Raw genomic sequence first — 19,916 nt, 5'->3', positions numbered from 1 at the left:
GCATTCACGCCTTGGTACCGCCCACCGTCAGCCCGTCGATCAGCAGCGACGGCTGTCCCACGCCGACCGGCACGCTCTGCCCGTCCTTGCCGCAGATGCCGACGCCCTGGTCCAGCGCGAGGTCGTGGCCGACCATCTTCACCTTCTGCATCGTTTCCGGACCGTTGCCGATCAGCGTGGCGCCCTTCACCGGCGCGGTGATGCGGCCATCCTCGATCAGGTAGGCCTCGGTAGCCGAGAACACGTACTTGCCGCTGGTGATGTCGACCTGGCCGCCGCCGAAATTGACCGCGTACAGGCCCCTCTTCACCGAGCGGATCATGTCTTCCGGATCGTGCTGGCCGGCGAGCATGTAGGTGTTGGTCATGCGCGGCATCGGCAGGTGCGCGAAGGATTCGCGGCGGCCGTTGCCCGTGGGCGCCACGCCCATCAGGCGTGCGTTGTGCGTGTCCTGCATATAGCCGACCAGCACGCCATCTTCGATCAGGGGGGTGCAGTTCGTCGGCGTGCCTTCGTCGTCGATGTTGAGCGACCCGCGCCGGCCCGGCAGCGTGCCGTCGTCGACGATGGTGACGCCCTTCGACGCGACCTGCTGGCCGATCCGACCGGCGTACACGCTGGTACCCTTGCGGTTGAAGTCGCCTTCCAGCCCGTGGCCGACGGCCTCGTGCAGCAGCACGCCCGGCCAGCCGCTGCCAAGCACCACCGGCATCACGCCGGCCGGAGCGTCGATCGCATCCAGGTTCACCAGTGCCTGGCGCAGCGCTTCGCGTGCGAGGTCTTCCGGCTTGCCGTCGGCGAACAGCTCCGCGTATCCGTAGCGACCACCCATGCCGGCATAACCGGATTCGCGGCGGCCGTTCTGTTCGACGATCACCTGCACGTTCAAGCGCACCAGCGGGCGCACGTCGGACGCGAGCACGCCGTCGCTGCGCGCGACCAGGATGGTGTCGATGCCACCGGAGAGGCTAACGGTCACCTGCTGCACGCGTGGGTCCGCTGCACGCAGCAGGCGATCCACGGCGCGCAGCGCCTCGACCTTGGCATCGTTGCCCATCGCATCGATCGGGTCGTCACCCGTGTATAGCGCGCGACCACCGCTGCGCACCAGCGTGCGCGGCGCATGGGCGGCGCCGTCGCGGGCAATCGCGCGCGCGGACTTCGACGCATCGAGCAGCGCCTGCGCGTTGATGTCGTCGGAATAGGCGAAGCCGGTCTTCTCGCTGGAGATCGCGCGCACGCCGACGCCCTGCTCGATCGAGTGCGCCCCGTCCTTGACGATGCCGTCCTCGACCGTCCAGCTTTCGCGGCGGGCATGCTGGAAATACAGGTCGCCGAAGTCGATGCCCGGCCCGAGCAGCGTGCCGAACGCACGGTCGAGTTCGGAGGAATCCAGCCCGGCGGGCAGGAGGAGACGGGTTTCGGCGAGCGGGATCGGCTGGGTCATGGCCATCACAATGGGGGCGGAAAACGGCTGCGGCAAGCGTGGCCGTGGACGCAGCGGCGTCAGGGCGCGCCAGCGCGGTCCGTGCGGTCGTCGTCGTTGCGGACGCGCGACTGCTCGCGGCCGACGACTTCGACCTTGGGGGATTTCCACGGACCGGTGACGCGGTAGGTCTTGGCGCCCATCTCGGCCAGCGGCTTCTTCAGCACGGCATTCGCCACCGCACCCACTGCCGCACCGATGGGGCCGGCGGCGACTGCGCCGACGGCGGTCAGCACGTTGGCGGATTTCGGTTTCACGTCCACGGTCTGGTCGAAGCGTTCGGTCCGCAGGTCGGTATCGCCACGGATCAGGATTTCGGCGGCGGGACCATCGATCACCAGGTTCTCGCTGCGCGCCAGCCCGCCATCGATTCGGATATCGCCATCGACGCGGTTGAACGCGAACCCCTTCGAGAAGAAGTCGCTGAAATCCAGCATCAGTCGGCGGCGGACCTCGGCCACGCTCAGCAAGCCCAGCACGCGACCCGCACCGGGCTCGACCTCGAGCAGGTGACCGTCGCGCACCGCGAGCTTCACGCCACCTTCCAGCGACGCCAGGCGGAACGCGGCCGGGCTGCCCGGCCAGCCGGCGTCGGCGGTGATCTGGCCGTGGCCTCCCCCCACGCGATCGCCCAGACCGAGATCATCGAACAGCACGCCGAAATTCTCGCTCTTCACTTCCGCGCTGAAGCGCGTGCGCGCAGCGCCCCCGTTGCCGGTCCACTGACCACGGACGTCGATCTGCTGCCCGGGCGAGCGCAACTGCAACTGCTCCACGTACAGGCCGTCGGGCTGCTGGCGGGTCCGTAGCTTGGCGGTACCGAGACGCGCATTGCCGAAACGCAGGTCTTCGACGTCCAGCGACAACGGCGGCACGGCAGACGGATCGATGTCGTCGGTGGCACTGCGCGCACCGGGCTCGGCGACCGCTGAGCCATCCCCGGCCGCCTTGCGCCAGTGCACGCGCGCCAGCTTGCCGGCGACCGTTCCACCCTTCGCGTCGGGTACCAGCAGGGCGCCGGACAATGCGTCGCCATCCAGCGACACGGCGAGCGCCTGTTGGGCCGGCGCGAGCTGCAGGCGTGTCGCCGGGAACACCGAGCCGATCATCAACAGTCGTTCGGCAGTGACATCGATATGCCGCAACGGCAGGCCACCGCCCTCACCGCCTCCCTTCGCCACCGCGATCCATTCCATCGCATCCAGCGTCCCGGTGCGACCGGTCGCCACCAGCCCCGAGGGCGGCGGCGCGTCTTTCACGTCGGCACTGCCCAGCACCACGCGTACGCCGGTCTGCCCGTTCTGGTTGCGCGCACGCAGCGCCAGCACGTCGCCGAACGCCACGTCGATCTCGCCACTGCCCATCGGCAGCGGCGCCCGCACGGTGGTGGCCAGCGGCGTCGCCGGCGCCTTGCGCATGGGCGCCGGCAGGCTCATCGCGGTCCCCACCAGGTCGGATCTCAGGCTCAGCTGCGTGGGCAACGCGGAGGCGCCCGACGGCGTGCGCGGGATGCTCACGGCGACCGTCCATGTGGAGCGGCCTTCCATGTACGGCTTCAGCCACGCCATCTCGGGTGCGCGATCCAACAGACCATCGGCATCGACCACCGCCGACAGGTCGGCTTCGAACGCCTGGTTGCGGTCACGCGTGCCGGTGCCGGCCCGCAAGCCCAATACGCCGGGCTGGCCATCATGCATGACCTGCAACGGGCCCGACGCGAATCCGCCGTCGTCGTACTTTGCCTTGCCGCGCACGTCGTCGAACACGAGGTCCCAGCGCGTCTCCGACAACTGCGCGCCCTTCAGGTCGACGGTGCCCGCCAGCTTCTTGCGGGCCTGTCCATCGGCATGCAGCGGCTGCAGCAGGTCGAATGTCGCGGCGACGGGCCCCTTGGCCTGCAGGTGGTCCAGCGTGTCGCCGTAGGTCTCGCGCAGCGGGCTCTGTCGCAACAGCGCGAGCAGGCGACCGGAGTCCGTCTCGGTCCGGGCACTGATCTTCAGGTCGCCCACGCCGAAATCCGCGATACCGGCCTGGAAGGCGGGAATCGCCACGTCCGCCAGCGCACCGCGCCCTTTCAGTTCGAACCCGTTGCCAATGAAGGCGATGTCGGCATCCACCTGTTCCAGCGCCGGCCATTCGGGCTGGAACTTGAACTGGCCTTTCTCGATGTGCGCGACGGCCTCGAAGCGGCCGTTGTGCTGTGTGAACGGCCAGTCGTCCAGGTCGCCACTGACGATCGCGCGCCCGCGCCGCACGGTACCGCCGACCAGCGCACCATTCAGCCAATCGACTGCGGCCTTCGACATCTTGTGATGGACCCAGAAGCCCTTCGCCACCGGCACGGGTGCATCGGCGAGGTCGGCCGCGATATCGATCCACGGCCGCGTGCCATCGCCCTGGAACCACAGGCCGCCGCGTACCGCGGCCGCGTACTCCTGTCCCTGCACGTGCAAGGCCGACGTGCCCACGCGCCAGCCGTTGCCTTCACGCCAGCCCAGCAGCTCGCCCTGCAGCCGCACATCGTGCACCACGGCGAATCCGCTGGGCCAGTCGAAGCGCATCGCGGCGGCGGGATCCAGTTTCAACCGGAACCCATCGGCATCACCGTCGAAGTCGCCCGCCAGCCCACTGAGCCCAGGCGCATCGCCCACCGCCTTGAACGACATGTCGCGCAGCTGTCCTTCCGCATGCAGCGCGCCACCCCTGCGTCCGGCCAGCGTCAGTCGCGCAAGCCGGGCGCCGGGCCGGGCCTGCACCAGCCAACGCCGCAGGCCTGCATCGACCTTGTCGCTGAGCGCCAACACGGCAAACAGCGGCGCGGCGTCCACCTGGTCCGCCAGCAGCGCATAACGCTCGCCACCGGCGAGCGCCAGGCCATCGAGCGTCTGCACGGTCGACGCCGTGCCCACCCGTAGTCGTGGCGCATCCAGCCGCCAGCCGCCCGACACCAGCCGCCAGCGCATGCGCGCGTCCATCTGCTCGAACGCGATCCGCGTCGGCGTGTCGGAATCCGGCAACGGCGCACCGCGTAGTCCCACCTGGCGCAGTTGGGCGTCCGCCGTGACCACGACCACGCGATGCTGCCGCAGTTCGGTCCAGGCACGCACGCGGCCGTTGCCGCGCTCTGCCTCCACGCCGGCGTAACGCAGCAGCGACGACCACGCACCTACGTCGTCGGCGGACACGTCCAGGTAAGCGCGGCCATCGCCGGCCTTGCGGTCGAAATCCACCGCCACGTTCAACGGCGCCGCCTCCTTGCGAATCCACGCACGCGCGCCTGCCCGCACACGGTCGCCCTGCACGCGCAGGCGCAGGTCGATGTCGGGCAACCGGATATCCCACCCCAGCGACGGTGCAACGATGGCCAACCGGCCGTCGATCACCTGCAGTTCTCCCAGCCCTTCCAGGCTACGCAAGGGGTCCTCGCCGGCCTGCTGCTGGCCGGGCAGGCCACGCACCGCCCACTTGCCGTCGTCGCCCCGCTGCAGCGTCAGCGACAGGCCGCGCAGCCGCAATTCGGTGAACGACCGTCCCGGCAACAGGCCGCCATACATCGAAACCAGCACCTCGGCCTGGCCGATACGCACGCCACTGTCGCCTTCGCCGAGGCGCAAACCATCCAGCTGCAGCAGCGGACCACGACGCGTCCATTGGGTCTTCACCGCATCGAAAGCAACCGGCCGGCCGGCCCGCTCACTGAGCCACGCGGCGATGCGGTCGGGGTTGCGTTCGGCCAGTGGCAGCACCTGGCTGGCGATGCCGAGCACCACGGCCATGCACACCAGTACCACCGCAATGCCATAAACGGCACTCCGGCGGACCAGGCGCAGGCGGCGGCGCAGTGGCGTGGGCATCAGGCGCGCGCCCAACTCCGCAGGTCAGAGCAGGACGACATCGAACTGCTCCTGCAGGTACTGCTCGTCCGCCTGGAAGCGGATCGACTTGCCGAGGAATTCCTCCAGCTCCGCCACCGCGGTCGACTCTTCGTCGGTGATGCGCGCAACCACCTTCGGCGACGCGATCACCAGCAGGCGCGCAGCTTCAAACTGGCGCACGGCGCGGGTGATCTCCCGGAAGATCTCGTAGGTGACGGTTTCGGTGGTCTTGATGCTGCCGCGGCCGCTGCACTCCGGGCACGGTTCGGACAACTGGCGCGCCAGGCTTTCGACCGTGCGCTTGCGCGTCATCTCGACCAGGCCCAGCGGCGAGAATTCGTAAACGGTGGTCTTGGCGTGATCCTTGGCCAACGACTTCTCCAGCGTCCGCAGCACCTGCCGGCGATGCTCGGGATCATCCATGTCGATGAAGTCGATGATGATGATGCCGCCGAGATTGCGCAGCCGCAGCTGGCGCGCGACCGACTGCGCCGCTTCGAGGTTGGTGCGGTAGACCGTCTCTTCGAGGTTGCGTTGGCCGAGGAACGAGCCGGTATTCACGTCGACCGTGGTCATCGCCTCGGTCTGGTCGATCACCAGATAGCCGCCGGACTTCAGCGGTACCTGCTTGTCCAGCGCACGCCCGATCTCGTCCTCGACGCCGTACAGGTCGAAGATGGGACGCTCCCCGGCGTAGAGTTCGATGCGCTCCGCCAATACGGGCATGTACTTGGCGACGAAGGCCTGCAGGCGTTCGTGCGTTTCCTTGGAGTCGACCTTCACCTTCTCCACGTCCTTGCGGATCAGGTCGCGCACGGCGCGCAGCGGCAGGCTGAGGTCTTCGTACAGGATGCTGCACGACGGCGACTCGCGCCCGCGCCGCTCCACCACGTTCCATACCCGCGACAGGTAAGCGATGTCTTCGGCCAGTGCCTCGGCCGGCTGGCCTTCGGCATTGGTGCGGATGATGTAGCCATGGCCACCATGCAGGCCGGCAAGTTCGGTGACGACCTGCTTGAGGCGGTGGCGTTCGGCTTCGTCCTCGATGCGTGCGGACACGCCGATCACTTTCGACTGCGGCAACAGCACCAGGTAGCGCGACGGAATGCTGATCTGCGTGGTCAGTCGCGCGCCCTTGCTGCCGATCGGATCCTTGACCACCTGGACGACGACGTCCTGCCCGTCGCGCAGCAGGTCCATGATCGGCGCGGCTGGCGGCGTGGGCAGCGGCGGTGCGTCTTCGCCATCGACCACGGCGCCCGGCGACGACCGCACGATGTCGTTGGCATGCAGGAACGCCGCACGCTCCAGCCCCACTTCCACGAACGCCGCCTGCATGCCGGGCATCACCCGCTGCACCTTGCCCTTGTAGATGTTGCCGACCACGCCGCGGCGCCAGCCTCGCTCGATGTGCAGTTCCTGCAGCATGCCGTTTTCGATCACCGCGACACGTGTTTCGCGCGGTGTGACGTTGACGAGGATTTCTTCCGACATGGGGTCCTTCCCTCAGGCTGACGCGGTGGTGGCGGGTGCCGATGGATGGATGCCGAAGTCGCGCAGCAACTTCGAGGTTTCGTACAGCGGCAGGCCCATCACCGCCGAGTAGCTGCCCGCCAGGCGAGTGACGAACTGTTCGGCCCGCCCCTGGATGCCATAGGCGCCCGCTTTCCCCATCGCTTCGCCGCTGCCCACGTAGGCGGCGATATCGTCTTCGTGCAGATCGGCGAAGGTGACGTCGGTGATCACCAGCGCCTGCGCTTCACGGCCGGCATTGATCACGGAGACGGCGGACACGGCTTGATGCGTGCGGCCCGAAAGACGGCGCAACATGGCGGCGGCATCGGCGGCGTCGGCAGGCTTGCCGAAAACCTCATCGCCCAGGATCACCTCGGTGTCGGCACCCAGTACCACCGCGCCGGGCGCGGCAACCACTTTGAGCAAGCCGGCACCCGCCTTCTCACGGGCAACGCGGCGTACGTAATCGACTGCGGGTTCGCCGGGCTGGCGGTGCTCGGGGATATCGAGGTCGATCCGGCCGAACGAGAGGCCCAGGCGGGTCAGCAGTTCGGCGCGGCGAGGGGATTGGGAGGCCAGATAGAGCATCGCGCAAGAATAACCCGCGGCGCCTGACTGAATGACCGCTGATGCCGGAGGGCATCGCGCAACCCTGCTCCAGATCACGGCGCGTTCATGTCATCGTGAACACCCTTGCGCGTCGACGACGACCGGGTGCCGCATCACCCCACACGAAAAGGAGATCCCATGCGCCTGCCCCTGATCCGCCCCTTGCTGCTCGCCCTCACCCTGTCCCTGGGAACCACCGCCGCCATGACCAGCCACGCCCAGACCGCTCCCGCCTACGCGATCCCGTCCGACGGCACCTTGCTCAACGTATCGGCGCAGGCCGAAGCTTCGCGGGTGCCGGACATCGCATCGATATCGGCTGGCGTCGTCACGCAGGCGGTCGATGGCAACACCGCCATGCGCCAGAACAGCGAGCAGATGGCCAAGGTCGTGGCCGCCATCAAGACCGCCGGCATCGCCGACAAGGACGTGCAGACCAGCGGCATCAGCCTCAATCCGCAGTATCGCTACGCCGAAAACGAAGCGCCGAGGATCACCGGCTACCAGGCCAACAACACCGTCAGCATCAAGGTGCGCGACATCGCCAAGCTGGGCAAGGTGCTGGATGCGCTGGCCGGCGTGGGCGCCAACCAGATCAACGGACCCAGCTTCGAGATCGACAACCCGGAGCCGGTCTATGACGAGGCCCGCCTGGCCGCGCTGAAGAAGGCGCAGGCACGCGCCGAGACCTATGCGAAATCGCTGGGCCTGAAGGTGCGCCGCATCGTCAGCATTTCCGAAGGCAACGGCGGCTTCCGCCCGATGCCGATGATGGCGATGGCCAAGATGGAAGCACGCGACGCGAGCGGTGCTCCGCCGGTCTCGCCGGGCGAAACCACCGTGTCAATCAACCTGGACGTGGTGTTCGAACTGGGCAAGTAGGGCCTGCTTTCGTAAATTCGACGACGGCGCCTCTCGGGGCGCCGTTTTCGTTCCGGCCCCCGACTACCGGACTACGCCGAAGGTCGAACCCGCCCCCTCTTGCGGACGCCATCCGCCGGAGTACAGTCTGGGCGTGCGGCGCCGGGACGTTGCAACCCCACTTCCTGCGGCCGAGCGTTGTTCCGTTCACAGCCCCAAGGAGGTGGATCATGGTTCGCGCACTACCCCACGGTTCCGATACCCGCATCGACACCGGCCGCATCGCCGCCATCGCGGCCGCCATCGCGGTCCATGCCGCCGCCCTGCTGATGCTGCTGATGCCGATGGCGGCGCCGCCGCTCGCTGCACCGACCAAGCCAAAAGAAGACGTCCGCTGGTATCCGAAGGAAGAGGTCAAGCCGAAGCCGGTTGATGCCGTGATCGTCAAGCAGGTGAACCCCAAGCCGGTTGAACCGCGTCCGGTGGTGCAGCCGCGCATTGATGTGCCGATCATCGATGCTCCCATCATCGTGGATCAGGACAGTGTGCGTGCCATCGATACCGTCGCAACCGCAATCGACGGTGGTGACATTGGCGCCTCATCACAGGGCACAGGTCCGTTGCCATCGGCCACGCTGGAATACGTCAGCGCGACTTCTCCGCGCTACCCGATCAACGAACTGCGTAGCGGCATCCAGGGCACGGTAATCCTGCGCGTGCTGGTAGACCTGGACGGCAAACCCACCGAGGTGACGGTCGAGAGCAGCAGCGGCAATCGCAACCTGGACAGGGCTGCGCTCCAGCATGTGCTGAAGACCTGGCGTTTCAAACCCGCCATGCAGAACGGACAGGTGGTACAGGCCTACGGACTGGTGCCGATCGCGTTCAACCTGCAGTGATCCTCCCGGCATGAAAGCAGAAGCCCGCCGAAAGGCGGGCTTTTTCGTGGAGAGTGCTCAGGCGCGGTGGTAGGGATGGTTGGCCAGCATCGCCGCGGCGCGATAGACCTGCTCGGCCACCACCAGCCGCACCAGCATGTGCGGTAGCGTCAATGGACTGAGCGACCATTTCTCGTGTGCGGCGGCCAGCACGACCGGCGCATGGCCTTCAGGGCCACCGATCAGCAGCGCGATATCGCGGCCCAGCGTGCGCCATTGTTCCAGCCGCTGCGCGAGCTGCTCGGATGAATAGGGTTTGCCGGTGACTTCCAGTGCCACGATATGCGCGCTTTTCGGCAACGCCGCGAGCACGCGCTTGCCTTCGTCCTCGATGGCGCGCTGCGGGTCGCGTCCCTTGCCGCGCAGACCCGGCTCGATCTCGACCAGGTCGAATGGCAGCCAGTGCGACAGGCGCTTCTGGTACTCGGCGAAGCCCTGCGCGACCCAGGTCGGCGCGCGCTCGCCCGTGGCGATGAGACGGCATTTCATGGCGACATGATACCGAGCGCGTGCGCGATGCCATGAACGGCAACGGCGCCACGAGGGCGCCGTTGCCTGATCCTGCGGAATCGCATCAGAGCCGCGATTCGTCCGCCGTCTCCACATCTCCCGGCGGCTGGTCGCCGACGGTCCATAGACGTTCGAGCGCGTAGAACTCGCGTACCCGCGGCAGCATGACGTGGACGATGACGTCGCCCAGGTCCACCAGCACCCACTCGGCTTCGCGCTCGCCCTCCACGCCCAAGGGCATCACATCCAGCTTCTTGGCGAACCTCACCACCTCGTTGGCGATGGATTTCACATGGCGGGTCGACGTGCCGGACGCGATCACCAGGTAGTCGGCGACGCTGGACTTGCCGCGCACGTCGATCTCGATGACATCCTTGGCTTTCAGCTCCTGCACCGCGGCATGCACGTTGGCAAGCAGGTCCGGCAGAGCCGGCGGCGGACTGGGGAGGCGGGTCTTGATGACGTGGGCTTGGCTGGACAAAGGCTTGGTGGCTCCGGGAATACGGCCGGGATTATAGCGGACCGACGTCGGCCGCCCGTGAGGCGTACAGCCTTTCGTCGGCAATGGCGTCAGCCACGGGCGGCGGAACCAGATGACGCCAGGGCTCGCCGGCCGCGATGCGACGCCGGATCTCGGTGGCCGATTCCGGCTGGAGTGGCTGGTTCAGGCGATAGATTCGCCCCGCCGGCGTGCACTGCAGGTCCTCGCACTGGGCAGTCCAGCGTCCCGTCAACGCCTCCGTCAGCACGGGGACCAGCCCGGTGTCGAGACCGCTGCCCGGCCGATCGGCGACGATGAAATGCGTCAGGTCGAAGAGCGCGTCCCACGCCCGCCAAGTCGGCAGGCCCAGCAGGCTGTCGGCCCCGATCAGCAGCGCGATCGGGGTTGCGCTTCCCACCTCGGCACGCAGTTCGCGCAACGTGTCGATCGTGTAGGAGCGACCAGCTGGATCGCGTTGCGCGCGCCTCAGCTCACGGCGGTCGACACGAAGATCACCCGTGTTCTGTACCGCGAGATCGAGCAGATGCGCACGCTGGGCCGCGGTGGCACCGGGAGGCGCACGGTGTGGAGGATCGGCTGCCGGCATCAGGTGCACCGGCACGCCAAACTCGTCGTGCGCGGCACGCGCGATGGCCAGGTGTCCGTTGTGGAAGGGGTCGAACGTGCCGCCGTAGAAAAGCTGCAGCATCGCCACTCAGGCAACCAGCAATCGCACGGCCTTCGCATCCGCGATGGCCAGCAGCAGCCGTTCGAGTCCGACCCAGGCATCGCCGTCGCCACGGCCCTTGGCGGTCCGGTCGATCTTCGACGCCTCGGCGACGAAGCGTTCCCAGCGCGCCGGCGACGCGTGACGTTGCAGTGCCCGCTTGAACGGTGCCTGCTTGGCTTCCCAGATGCCCTGGGACTTCATCTCGGCGGCCAGGTTTCCGCCGTTGGCCTGCACGCGGGCCAGCGCCGCGGTGCGCAGCAACTCCTTGACCACCATCGGCATCAGGCCGGCGACCACATCGCCCTCGGCGCGCAGGCCGGCAAGGATGCGCGACACCTGGACACCCTGCCCCGCAAGCACCGCGTCGGTCAGGCGGAACACGTCGTACCGCGCCGCGTTGGCGACCAGCGATTCCATGCGCTCGGCATCGAGCACTTCGCCGTCGCTCAGCAGCGCGAGCTTGTCGATCTCCTGCGCCGCCGCGAGCAGATTGCCTTCGACACGATCCGCCAGCAGCTGCACGGCATCGCGTTCGGCACGGAGGCCCTTGCTGCGCAGGCGGCTTTCGATCCAGCCCGGCAACTCATGCGGCTTGATCGCCCAGGCCACCGCCAGCACACCGACGCGCGTGACCGCATCGCTCCACTTGCCCTGGTAAGCCTTGCCCCACTCTCCCGAGGTGATCAGCAACACCACGTCCGGCGGCGGATTGGCGCAGAACGCACTGATCACCTCCGCGCCCTCCTTGCCCGGCTTGCCGCCTGGCAGGCGCACTTCCACCAGACGCCGCGCGCTGAACAGGCTCGGCGCGTTGAAGCTCGCTTCCAGGCGGTCCCAGTCGAAATCGCGGCCATCGGCATCGAAGACTTCGCGCTCGCCGATGCCCTGCGCGCGCGCCTGCGCACGCACGGCGTCCGCTGCTTCCAGCACACGCAGCGTTTCGGGCCCCGCAATCAGGTAGACCGGCAGCAGCGGCTCGGACGTGCCGCGCGCCGCCAACTGTTCCGGCTTGAGTTCCATCAGGGCGCCGCGTTCACCTGGCGCGAGCGCACCACACCATCGATACGGCGCAGGATCGAGGACGCCATCTCGCGACGCAGTTCGTCGGCCAGCACCTCACGCTCGGTCGCGGTGCCGGTCGCATCCTGTGGCGGCGACACATAGTCGCGCGACAGCTCCACCACCTGCTGCGGTACGAGGTCGGTACCGTCGGCCCTCTTGAACGAAAACACCACCGCATAGCGAAGGCTGAATTCCTGAGCGCGCCCGAACTGGTCGACCGCGATCGGCAGGTCACCCCAGCGTTCGGAAACCACCCGCAAACTGGCCACCTGATCATCGGCCGCTGCGGCGCTGTCTTCTTCGCCGATCTGCAAGTCCAGGACCGCACCGGCCGCCTGCAGGCCGCGCGACAGGCTGGTCACGAGTGCGCTGTAGGATGCCGAGGGACCCATCACGCGGACCGGACCCAGATCGGCCGGCAGGGCGATCCTGTTGCGCAGATGGAAGCCGCAACCGGTCAGGAGGACGAGGGCGAAGACGAGGGCGGGCAGGCGGAATCGGATCATGGGTGAAGTCTGGACGAGCCCGTCATGGGCGGCAATAGCGTAGCCGGACCACAGGTGAACGCGGGGGCAAGGCCCCGCACCCTCATCCTGCGACGATGTTGACGATCTTGCCCGGCACCACGATCACCTTCCTGATGGCCAGGCCGTCGAGGAACTTCGCGGTATTGGGTTCGGCTTTCGCCAATACTTCGACCAGATCTCGCGGCGCGTCCGCAGCGACCTCGATCGTGCCGCGCAGCTTGCCGTTGACCTGCACCGCCAGCGTCACCGAATCGCGCACCAGCGCATCGGCGTCGACCTGCGGGAAGGCCAGGTCCTCGATCAGCGCCTCCTCGTGCCCCAGCGCCTGCCACAGCGCATGGCTGGTGTGCGGGGTGATGGGATTGAGCAGCAGCACGGCCGCTTCGAGCGCTTCCTGCCGCACGACGCGACCCTGCGGCGAGGTATCGTCGAACTTGCCCAGCGTGTTCGACAGCTCCATCACCGCCGCGATGGCGGTATTGAAGCTGTGGCGTTTGCCGTAGTCGTTGCCGACCTTGTCGATGGTCTCGTGCGTCTTGCGGCGCACGGCCTTCTGGTCCGCCGTCAGCACAGCAATGTCCAGCGCCCCGACCGCACCGTCGGCGACGTGCTTCTGCACCTGCGTCCACAGGCGGCGCAGGAACCGCGCCATGCCTTCCACGCCAGCCTCGTTCCATTCCAGCGACTGCTCCGGCGGCGCGGCGAACATCGAGAACAGGCGCACCGTGTCGGCACCGAACTTGTCGACCATCGACTGCGGGTCGACGCCGTTGTTCTTCGACTTCGACATCTTCTCGACCGGGCCGATCTTCACCGGCTGGCCGTCAGCCTTCAGCATGGCGCCGACCACGCGCGCCTTGTCGTCGCGCTGGATCTCGACGTCGATCGGGTTGATCCAGTCCTTCGAACCATCGGCGTTGTCGCGATAGAACGTTTCCGCGATCACCATGCCCTGCGTCAGCAGGTTGGTCGCCGGCTCATCGCTGTCCACCAGCCGCGCGTCGCGCAACAGCTTGTGATAGAAACGGAAGTACATCAGGTGCAGGATCGCGTGCTCGATTCCGCCGATGTACTGGTCGACCGGCAGCCAGTAGTTGCCGCGCTTGTCGACCATGTCCTTCGCGCCCGGGGAAGTGTAGCGCGCGTAGTACCAGCTCGACTCCATGAAGGTGTCGAAGGTATCGGTCTCGCGCTCGGCGGCCGCACCGCATTGCGGGCACTTGGTCTTGCGCCATTCCGGATCGGCCTTGATCGGCGACTTCACGCCGTCCAGGGTGACGTTCTCCGGCAGCACGACGGGCAGGTCGGAGTCCGGCACCGGCACCGCGCCGCAGGCGTTGCAGTAGATGACCGGGATCGGGCAGCCCCAATAGCGCTGACGGCTCACGCCCCAGTCGCGCAGGCGATAATTCACCCGCCGCTGGCCCTGTCCCTTGCGCTCGAACCGCTCGGCCAGCGCCTCGAAGGCACCGCGATAGTCCAGGCCGTCGAACTCGCCCGAGTTGACCAGTTCCAGGTCGCCACGCGTCTTGTCGCCGTACCAGTCGTGCCAGGTGGTGGCATCGTAGGTCTTCTCGTCGTCGTTCTTCGGCGATTTCAGCGCGATCACCTGCTGGATCGGCAGCGCGTACTTGCTGGCGAACTCGAAATCGCGCTGGTCGTGGCCGGGCACGGCCATCACCGCGCCGGTGCCATAGCCCATCAGCACGAAGTTGGCGACCCACACCGGCACCTTGTCGCCGGTGATCGGATGGACCGCGCGCAGGCCCGTGTCCATGCCGCGCTTTTCCTGCGTTTCCAGTTCCGCCTCGGACACGCCACCGTGCTTCAGTTCTTCCAGGAACGCCGCCAGCGCCGGGTTCGCGGCGGCGGCCTTGAGCGCCAGCGGGTGCTCACCGGCGATCGACACGAAGGTCACGCCCATCAGCGTGTCGGGACGCGTGGTGAAGACCGTCAGCGGTTCATGCGCCTCAACGGCGAACTGGATTTCCAGGCCTTCCGACCGGCCGATCCAGTTGCGCTGCATGGTCTTGACCGCGTCGGGCCAGCCCGGCAGGTCGTCCAGGCCGTCCAGCAGTTCCTGTGCGTAGTCGGTGATGCGCAGGAACCACTGCGGGATCTCGCGCTTCTCGACCAGCGCGCCGCTGCGCCAGCCGCGGCCGTCGATCACCTGCTCGTTGGCCAGCACGGTCTGGTCCACCGGGTCCCAGTTCACCACCGAGTTCTTGCGGTAGGCCAGGCCCTTGCGCAGCAGCCGGGTGAACATGCGCTGCTCGTGCACGTAGTAGTCGGGACGGCAGGTGGCGAACTCGCGCGACCAGTCGATCGCGTAGCCCAGCGACTTCAGCTGGGTGCGCATGTGCTCGATGTTGGCGTAGGTCCACTTGGCCGGCGCGGTCTTGTTCTTGATCGCGGCGTTCTCGGCCGGCAGGCCGAAGGCGTCCCAGCCCATCGGCTGCAGCACGTTGTGGCCGGTCATGCGCTTGTAGCGGCTGATCACATCGCCAATGGTGTAGTTGCGCACGTGGCCCATGTGCAGCGCACCGGACGGATACGGCAGCATCGACAGGCAGTAGAACTTGGGCTTGTCCGACTGCTCGTCGACCTCGAAGGCGCGCCGGGCCTCCCAGAACGCCTGGGCGGCAGATTCGACGGATTGGGGATCGTAGACAGCGGGTTCGGCAGTGGACATGGCGGGCGGCGGCTCGGTGCTGCAACGGCAAAGCCGCAAAGGGTACCGCAGCGCACCATGCCCCGCCACGGCAACGGTTAGCATGGCCGGGTCGAAACCGGGGATTCCAGATGACCAAGACCGTGCTTGCCGTTGCCCTGGCTGCCGCCAGCCTGTCCGCCCACGCGGCCGAGCCTGCGGCGCCCTCCACGCTGGCCCTGCATTGCGAGCGCCTGTTCGATGCCCGCAGCGGCAAGGTGCTGGGAGAGCACACGGTACTGGTACGCGACGGCAGGATCGCCGAGGTCATCCCCGGCCGCGCCAAGCTGGCCGACGCCGAATCCATCGTCCTGGGCGACCGCACCTGCACGCCCGGCTGGACCGACCTGCACGTGCATCTGGGCAGCGAATCCAGCCCGCAGAGCTATTCCGAGGGCTTCCGCCTGGATCCGGTGGATTACGCCTACCGATCGGTCGGCTATGCCGAGAAGACCTTGATGGCCGGCTTCACCAGCGTGCGCGACCTGGGCGGCGAAGTGGCACCGCACCTGCGCGACGCGGTCAACCAGGGGCTGGTGAAAGGCCCGCGCATCTTCGCGGCCGGCAAATCCATCGCCACCACCGGCGGCCACGCCGATCCGACCAATGGCTTCAACGACCGGCTGTCGCACCTGCTCGGCCCGCCGGGCCCCACCGACGGCGTCATCAACTCGCCGGAAGAAGCCCGCCAAGCGGTACGCCAGCGCTACAAGGACGGCAGCGACGTCATCAAGATCACCGCCACCGGCGGCGTGCTGAGCTACGCGAAGTCCGGCGACGCGCCGCAGTTCGTGGTCGACGAGGTCAAAGCCATCGTCGACACCGCGCGCGACTACGGCTTCCGCGTGGCCGCGCATGCGCATGGCAAGGAAGGCATGAAGCGCGCCATCCTCGGTGGCGTCACCAGCATCGAGCACGGCACCTACATGGATGACGAGATCATGCGGCTGATGAAGCAGCACGGCACCTGGTACGTGCCGACGATCTACGCCGGCCGCTTCGTCGCCGAGAAGGCCAAGATAGACGGCTACTTCCCGCCCGTGGTGCGCCCGAAAGCCCAACGCATCGGCGCGTTGATCCAGGAAACCGCCGGCAAGGCCTACCGCAACGGCGTGAAGATCGCCTTCGGCACCGACATGGGCGTGGGCCCGCACGGCGACAACGCACGCGAGTTCCTCTACATGGTCGAAGCCGGCATTCCCGCCGGCGTGGCGCTTCAGTCCGCCACGCTCCGTGCTGCTGACGTGCTGGGTGTCGACGACCAGGGCGTGATCGAACCCGGCAAGCGCGCCGACATCGTCGCCATGCCGGGCGACCCGGTCGCCGATATCAACGCGGTGCTGAACGTCGACTTCGTGATGAAGGACGGCAAGGTGTACCGCCAGCCGCGATCCGACAGCACGGCGCTTTGATGTGATGGCGTCGGCGCAGCGTCAATCGGCGCTGCGCTGACGCACACCGAGTGAAGCAACGCACAGCCAGGCCAGCCACGCCACGTAACCCAGCCGCTGGGCGACGCCGGCCGGCATCAGCTCCACCGCCAGTAGCGCGACGAACAGCACCAGCAGCGCCGCGATGACGCTGGCCCGCGCCAGCGCCCGCCACGACGCACGCCCACGCAGGCCGAGTGCAACCAGCCACGCGCCGGGCACGAAGGCGACCCACCACAGCATCCACGCGGTGGCGTGCAGGCTGCTGGCCGGATTGTCCAGGTCGTCGGGATCGAGCGGCAACAGCCCCATCGCCAGGAAACCCAGCGCGGACAGGAAGGTCAACTGCGCGCCGACGCGCAGCACCCAGCCTGCATCGATGGGCAGGCGGCGGCGCAGGTCCAGCGTCACTGCCGCGGCCAGTCCGCCGACGAGGACGAACGCCAGCAGGTTGAAGCCGAGCGCATGCGGCACGCCTTTTGCGCCCAGCACGGCCACGGGGTGCACGATCTGCGAGTAACCCGACAGCGCGAAGCCAAAACCCAACAGCGCACCGACGAACAGCAACGCAGAGATCGGCCCGACGAAGGACAGCATCCCGCGCCGGACACTCATACCGGACCGCCCTGACCTGTGCCCGTCACGTCAGTCCTGCTCCCAGCCGGTCTTGCTGCCCTGCGCCGCGGCGTGATTGCCCTGCAGGTAGTCGCGCGCCAGCGACGCGGTGCGCACCAGCATCGTGTTGTCCGCAGCGCCGAACGTCCACGCACCGGCCATCCCCTTCGCGTGCTGGTAGAACTCAGGCTCGGCGATGACCGCGCCACTGGCCGCGTCCGTCAGCCTCAGCTTCACCAACAGTTGCGAACTGCCGGCGAACGCCCCCGCCCAGAACCGCTTGCCGCCGCTGATGAAGCGGATCTTCTCGACCCGCGGCTCGATCACCAGCGTACGCGCAGGCGTGTGCTTGGCCGGTGCCGCATTCTGTTCGGTGACCCAGGCGCCGACCCGCTCGTCGAAGTTGCGCTGGAAGGCGATCAAGGCCTCCTTGTTGGCCGGATGTTCCGCGTAGTCGGGCGCCAGCGTCGCCGGCTTCAACTCGTAGCGGTCGAACTGGCCGAGCGCTTCGGCGGGCGGCGGGTTGGTGCTCGAGGACGCGCGGATCTCGTCCTTGGCCCAGGCCGTCCCGACCGCCGCGACCGCCAGCACCAGGCCCAACACGATGCGTCGCATTCCCATGATCCGTGCCCTTCCGTCGATGGCGCCGCTGCGCCGGGACCGCGACCCTAGCAGACCCGCATCGCCACCGCGCTAGGGTGACGAATCCCAGCGGAAAACCCCCTCGACCCCCACGCCGAATGCCCGCGCAATGCGGAACGCCAGTTCCAGCGACGGCGCATAGCGCCCCGCTTCCAGCGCGATGATGGTCTGCCGCGTTACCCCGCATGCATCGGCCAGCGCCTGCTGGGTCATCTCGCCACGCTCGAACCGCAGCCGCCGGATGTCGTTGGCGATCGGCGTGCCGGTCATCGACGGCCCCACCAGTACATCACCGCCGTCGCCGCGTACTCGCACAGCCAGCCCCACATCAGCGCGAACACCAGCAGGTTGGCGATCATGAAATGCGACGCCCACGCCAGCCGGTCTGCCGGCGAGAACGCCAGCATCACCGCCAGCCCGACCACGACGAAGGTCAACCCGCCCCGCCCCCAGCCCGCGGCCTGCTTCTCGATCTCGCGGTCGCGCTCGTCCTCCTGTACCCGTCCCTTCCAGCGTTTGCCGAGCATGCCGATGAGCACGCTCCACGCGACCAGCAGCAGCACCAGGTTGCGCCCCACCGCACGGGCAGCGTGGTTGTCCCAGGCGGGGCCATCGGCGAACACGTGCGTCTTGGCGAGGAAATAACCGGTGGCCGCCAGCATGAAGGCGACACCGACCCACGCCTTCCACTCGCCCGGCGAGAGGCCGCGCTCCACCTCGCCGGGCGGCGTTTGCGAGACCGCGAACAGCGATACCCAGGCCACCGTCACCAGCAGCGCCGTGCCCCACTTGCCCAGATCGACGCCGAACAGGACGTCCGGCCCGGCCAGCAGCGCCCAGAACGCGAGCATCGCGCCGACCAGCAGGACCCACCACCTCACATGCTGCAGCCGCATCGACGTCATCCTCGCCAGACAATATGTAATGCATACATTACATTTCGACCAAGCGATGTCAAATGCTTTTTACATCTCCTTGTATCCTGCCGGCCGCGGCACCATGTGACCGCCACGCCCCACCGCCAAGAGTGACCCGATGAGCGACCTGCCCCACGTATTCGATGCCACCACCGAGACCTTCGAGGCCGAGGTCCTGCGCAAGTCGCTGGAGGTGCCGGTACTGGTCGACTTCTGGGCCACCTGGTGCGGGCCGTGCAAGACGCTCGGGCCGATCCTTGAGAAGCTGGCGGGCGAGTACAACGGCGCGTTCCTGCTGGCCAAGGTCGACGTCGACCAGGAGCAGCAGATCGCCGCGGCGTTCCAGATCCGCTCGGTGCCAACCGTCTTCCTGGTCAAGGACGGACAGATCGTCGATGGCTTCCCCGGCGCGTTGCCGGAAGGCCAGTTGCGCGAGTTCCTGGCGTCGCATGGCGTGCAACCGGCCGACGCGGCCGATACCGTCGCCGAAGAGATCCCGCTCGATCCGCAGGCGCAGGTCGCCGCCCTGCGCGAGTCCATCGCGGCCGACCCCGACAAGGAGGAACTGAAGCTCGATCTGGTCCTCGCCCTGCTGAAAACAGGTGAAGCCGGCGAGGCCGAGCGCCTGCTCGATGCGCTGCCCGCCAACCTCGCCACGGACGATCGTGCGGTCAAGGCGCGCGCGCGGCTGGGCTTCGCCGCTGCGCTGAAGGATGCCCCGGCGCCCGACGCCCTCCGTGCTGCCATCGCCGCGAACGCGGACGACCTGCGCGCCCGCCACCTGCTCGGCGTGCATGCACTGGTCGCCGGCGACTCCGAGGCGGCGCTGGAACAGTTCCTGGAGATGCTCAAGCGCGACCGTGCCTACGAGGATGGACTGGCGCGCAAGAGCCTGATCGACGCCTTCCGCGTGATCGAGGACGATGCCCTGGTCAGCCAGTACCGCAGGAAGATGTCCTCCCTGTTGTTCTGATCCGCAAGTACTTCCCCGTCATTACCCAGCAAAGC

18 protein-coding genes are annotated in these 19,916 nt (G+C 67.7%); 4 read left to right on the top strand and 14 right to left on the bottom strand.

All coding sequences use genetic code 11. From position 1 onward, the window contains the following. Positions 1-4: 4 nt before the first annotated feature. Genes tldD through AX730_RS01655 form a run of 4 tightly spaced genes read right to left on the bottom strand, consistent with a single transcriptional unit; the run spans position 5 to position 7,464 of the window. On the bottom strand, positions 5-1,447 hold the full coding sequence (tldD, locus tag AX730_RS01670) for a metalloprotease TldD (RefSeq protein ID WP_062351042.1): 1,443 nt from the start codon (positions 1,445-1,447) through the stop codon (positions 5-7). 59 nt (positions 1,448-1,506) lie between these two features. Then, the gene (locus tag AX730_RS01665; RefSeq protein ID WP_062351039.1) at positions 1,507-5,340 is read right to left on the bottom strand and encodes a YhdP family protein; all 3,834 of its coding nucleotides are present in this window, start codon (positions 5,338-5,340) and stop codon (positions 1,507-1,509) included. A gap of 24 nt (positions 5,341-5,364) precedes the next feature. Then, positions 5,365-6,855 carry a ribonuclease G gene (rng, locus tag AX730_RS01660; protein WP_062350970.1) on the bottom strand — a complete coding sequence of 497 codons (1,491 nt, stop codon included), beginning with the start codon at positions 6,853-6,855 and terminating at the stop codon, positions 5,365-5,367. Between the two features lie 12 nt (positions 6,856-6,867). After that, positions 6,868-7,464 carry a Maf family protein gene (locus AX730_RS01655; protein WP_062350968.1) on the bottom strand — a complete coding sequence of 199 codons (597 nt, stop codon included), beginning with the start codon at positions 7,462-7,464 and terminating at the stop codon, positions 6,868-6,870. A 159-nt stretch (positions 7,465-7,623) separates the two neighbouring features. Between AX730_RS01655 and AX730_RS01650 the strand changes: the two genes are divergently transcribed. Next, positions 7,624-8,367 (top strand): SIMPL domain-containing protein, encoded by a 744-nt coding sequence (locus AX730_RS01650; protein ID WP_062350964.1) that lies wholly within the window; start codon positions 7,624-7,626, stop codon positions 8,365-8,367. Positions 8,368-8,576: 209 nt separating this feature from the next. Beyond that, positions 8,577-9,245: an energy transducer TonB gene (locus tag AX730_RS01645; protein WP_062350961.1), complete on the top strand. Its 669-nt coding sequence runs from the start codon at positions 8,577-8,579 to the stop codon at positions 9,243-9,245. 57 nt (positions 9,246-9,302) lie between these two features. Here AX730_RS01645 and rlmH read toward each other — a convergent pair whose 3' ends face one another. The 6 genes from rlmH to leuS form a co-directional block, all read right to left on the bottom strand. Beyond that, positions 9,303-9,773: a 23S rRNA (pseudouridine(1915)-N(3))-methyltransferase RlmH gene (gene rlmH, locus AX730_RS01640; RefSeq protein ID WP_062350959.1), complete on the bottom strand. Its 471-nt coding sequence runs from the start codon at positions 9,771-9,773 to the stop codon at positions 9,303-9,305. A gap of 85 nt (positions 9,774-9,858) precedes the next feature. Then, entirely contained in the window at positions 9,859-10,275 is a 417-nt protein-coding gene (gene rsfS, locus AX730_RS01635; RefSeq protein WP_062350956.1) for a ribosome silencing factor, read from the bottom strand. 31 nt (positions 10,276-10,306) lie between these two features. Further along, positions 10,307-10,984: a nicotinate-nucleotide adenylyltransferase gene (nadD, locus tag AX730_RS01630; RefSeq protein WP_062351036.1), complete on the bottom strand. Its 678-nt coding sequence runs from the start codon at positions 10,982-10,984 to the stop codon at positions 10,307-10,309. Positions 10,985-10,990: 6 nt separating this feature from the next. Further along, positions 10,991-12,025 (bottom strand): DNA polymerase III subunit delta, encoded by a 1,035-nt coding sequence (gene holA, locus AX730_RS01625; protein WP_062350953.1) that lies wholly within the window; start codon positions 12,023-12,025, stop codon positions 10,991-10,993. Beyond that, positions 12,025-12,573 (bottom strand): LPS-assembly lipoprotein LptE, encoded by a 549-nt coding sequence (locus AX730_RS01620; protein ID WP_062350950.1) that lies wholly within the window; start codon positions 12,571-12,573, stop codon positions 12,025-12,027. The genes holA and AX730_RS01620 overlap by 1 nt, the downstream gene beginning before the upstream one ends. Before the next feature lie 82 nt (positions 12,574-12,655). Then, positions 12,656-15,286, bottom strand: coding sequence for a leucine--tRNA ligase (gene leuS, locus AX730_RS01615; RefSeq protein ID WP_062350947.1), 2,631 nt, complete (start codon positions 15,284-15,286; stop codon positions 12,656-12,658). Positions 15,287-15,396: 110 nt separating this feature from the next. On the opposite strand from leuS, the gene AX730_RS01610 reads away from it, so the two are divergent. After that, positions 15,397-16,716 carry a metal-dependent hydrolase family protein gene (locus AX730_RS01610; RefSeq protein ID WP_062350944.1) on the top strand — a complete coding sequence of 440 codons (1,320 nt, stop codon included), beginning with the start codon at positions 15,397-15,399 and terminating at the stop codon, positions 16,714-16,716. Positions 16,717-16,737: 21 nt separating this feature from the next. Here the strand turns inward: AX730_RS01610 and AX730_RS01605 are convergent, their stop codons facing one another. The 4 genes from AX730_RS01605 to AX730_RS01590 form a co-directional block, all read right to left on the bottom strand. Beyond that, positions 16,738-17,349: a DUF998 domain-containing protein gene (locus AX730_RS01605; RefSeq protein ID WP_062350941.1), complete on the bottom strand. Its 612-nt coding sequence runs from the start codon at positions 17,347-17,349 to the stop codon at positions 16,738-16,740. 30 nt (positions 17,350-17,379) lie between these two features. Then, positions 17,380-17,964 carry a DUF4410 domain-containing protein gene (locus AX730_RS01600; RefSeq protein WP_062350938.1) on the bottom strand — a complete coding sequence of 195 codons (585 nt, stop codon included), beginning with the start codon at positions 17,962-17,964 and terminating at the stop codon, positions 17,380-17,382. A gap of 78 nt (positions 17,965-18,042) precedes the next feature. Continuing rightward, positions 18,043-18,261, bottom strand: coding sequence for a helix-turn-helix transcriptional regulator (locus AX730_RS01595; protein ID WP_062350935.1), 219 nt, complete (start codon positions 18,259-18,261; stop codon positions 18,043-18,045). Then, positions 18,258-18,887: a hypothetical protein gene (locus AX730_RS01590; protein WP_157074040.1), complete on the bottom strand. Its 630-nt coding sequence runs from the start codon at positions 18,885-18,887 to the stop codon at positions 18,258-18,260. The genes AX730_RS01595 and AX730_RS01590 overlap by 4 nt, the downstream gene beginning before the upstream one ends. A gap of 139 nt (positions 18,888-19,026) precedes the next feature. Here AX730_RS01590 and trxA point away from each other — a divergent pair, with 139 nt between their 5' ends. Continuing rightward, on the top strand, positions 19,027-19,881 hold the full coding sequence (gene trxA, locus AX730_RS01585) for a thioredoxin (RefSeq protein WP_062350929.1): 855 nt from the start codon (positions 19,027-19,029) through the stop codon (positions 19,879-19,881). The last annotated feature ends 35 nt before the right edge of the window (positions 19,882-19,916 follow it).

The organism is Pseudoxanthomonas mexicana (genome assembly GCF_001556105.1).
Lineage (GTDB): Bacteria > Pseudomonadota > Gammaproteobacteria > Xanthomonadales > Xanthomonadaceae > Pseudoxanthomonas_A > Pseudoxanthomonas_A mexicana_A.
Note: the sequence above shows the minus strand (reverse complement) of the source record. Positions and strands in the feature narration are given on the sequence as shown.

Excerpts from the sequence above, each read along its gene's own strand:
- tldD (WP_062351042.1), bottom strand. The coding sequence starts at position 1,447 with ATGACCCAGCCGATCCCGCTCGCCGAAACCCGTCTCCTCCTGCCCGCC.
- AX730_RS01665 (WP_062351039.1), bottom strand. The coding sequence starts at position 5,340 with ATGCCCACGCCACTGCGCCGCCGCCTGCGCCTGGTCCGCCGGAGTGCC.
- rng (WP_062350970.1), bottom strand. The coding sequence starts at position 6,855 with ATGTCGGAAGAAATCCTCGTCAACGTCACACCGCGCGAAACACGTGTC.
- AX730_RS01655 (WP_062350968.1), bottom strand. The coding sequence starts at position 7,464 with ATGCTCTATCTGGCCTCCCAATCCCCTCGCCGCGCCGAACTGCTGACC.
- AX730_RS01650 (WP_062350964.1), top strand. The coding sequence starts at position 7,624 with ATGCGCCTGCCCCTGATCCGCCCCTTGCTGCTCGCCCTCACCCTGTCC.
- AX730_RS01645 (WP_062350961.1), top strand. The coding sequence starts at position 8,577 with ATGGTTCGCGCACTACCCCACGGTTCCGATACCCGCATCGACACCGGC.
- rlmH (WP_062350959.1), bottom strand. The coding sequence starts at position 9,773 with ATGAAATGCCGTCTCATCGCCACGGGCGAGCGCGCGCCGACCTGGGTC.
- nadD (WP_062351036.1), bottom strand. The coding sequence starts at position 10,984 with ATGCTGCAGCTTTTCTACGGCGGCACGTTCGACCCCTTCCACAACGGA.
- holA (WP_062350953.1), bottom strand. The coding sequence starts at position 12,025 with ATGGAACTCAAGCCGGAACAGTTGGCGGCGCGCGGCACGTCCGAGCCG.
- AX730_RS01620 (WP_062350950.1), bottom strand. The coding sequence starts at position 12,573 with ATGATCCGATTCCGCCTGCCCGCCCTCGTCTTCGCCCTCGTCCTCCTG.
- leuS (WP_062350947.1), bottom strand. The coding sequence starts at position 15,286 with ATGTCCACTGCCGAACCCGCTGTCTACGATCCCCAATCCGTCGAATCT.
- AX730_RS01610 (WP_062350944.1), top strand. The coding sequence starts at position 15,397 with ATGACCAAGACCGTGCTTGCCGTTGCCCTGGCTGCCGCCAGCCTGTCC.
- AX730_RS01605 (WP_062350941.1), bottom strand. The coding sequence starts at position 17,349 with ATGAGTGTCCGGCGCGGGATGCTGTCCTTCGTCGGGCCGATCTCTGCG.
- AX730_RS01600 (WP_062350938.1), bottom strand. The coding sequence starts at position 17,964 with ATGCGACGCATCGTGTTGGGCCTGGTGCTGGCGGTCGCGGCGGTCGGG.
- AX730_RS01595 (WP_062350935.1), bottom strand. The coding sequence starts at position 18,261 with ATGACCGGCACGCCGATCGCCAACGACATCCGGCGGCTGCGGTTCGAG.
- AX730_RS01590 (WP_157074040.1), bottom strand. The coding sequence starts at position 18,887 with ATGCGGCTGCAGCATGTGAGGTGGTGGGTCCTGCTGGTCGGCGCGATG.
- trxA (WP_062350929.1), top strand. The coding sequence starts at position 19,027 with ATGAGCGACCTGCCCCACGTATTCGATGCCACCACCGAGACCTTCGAG.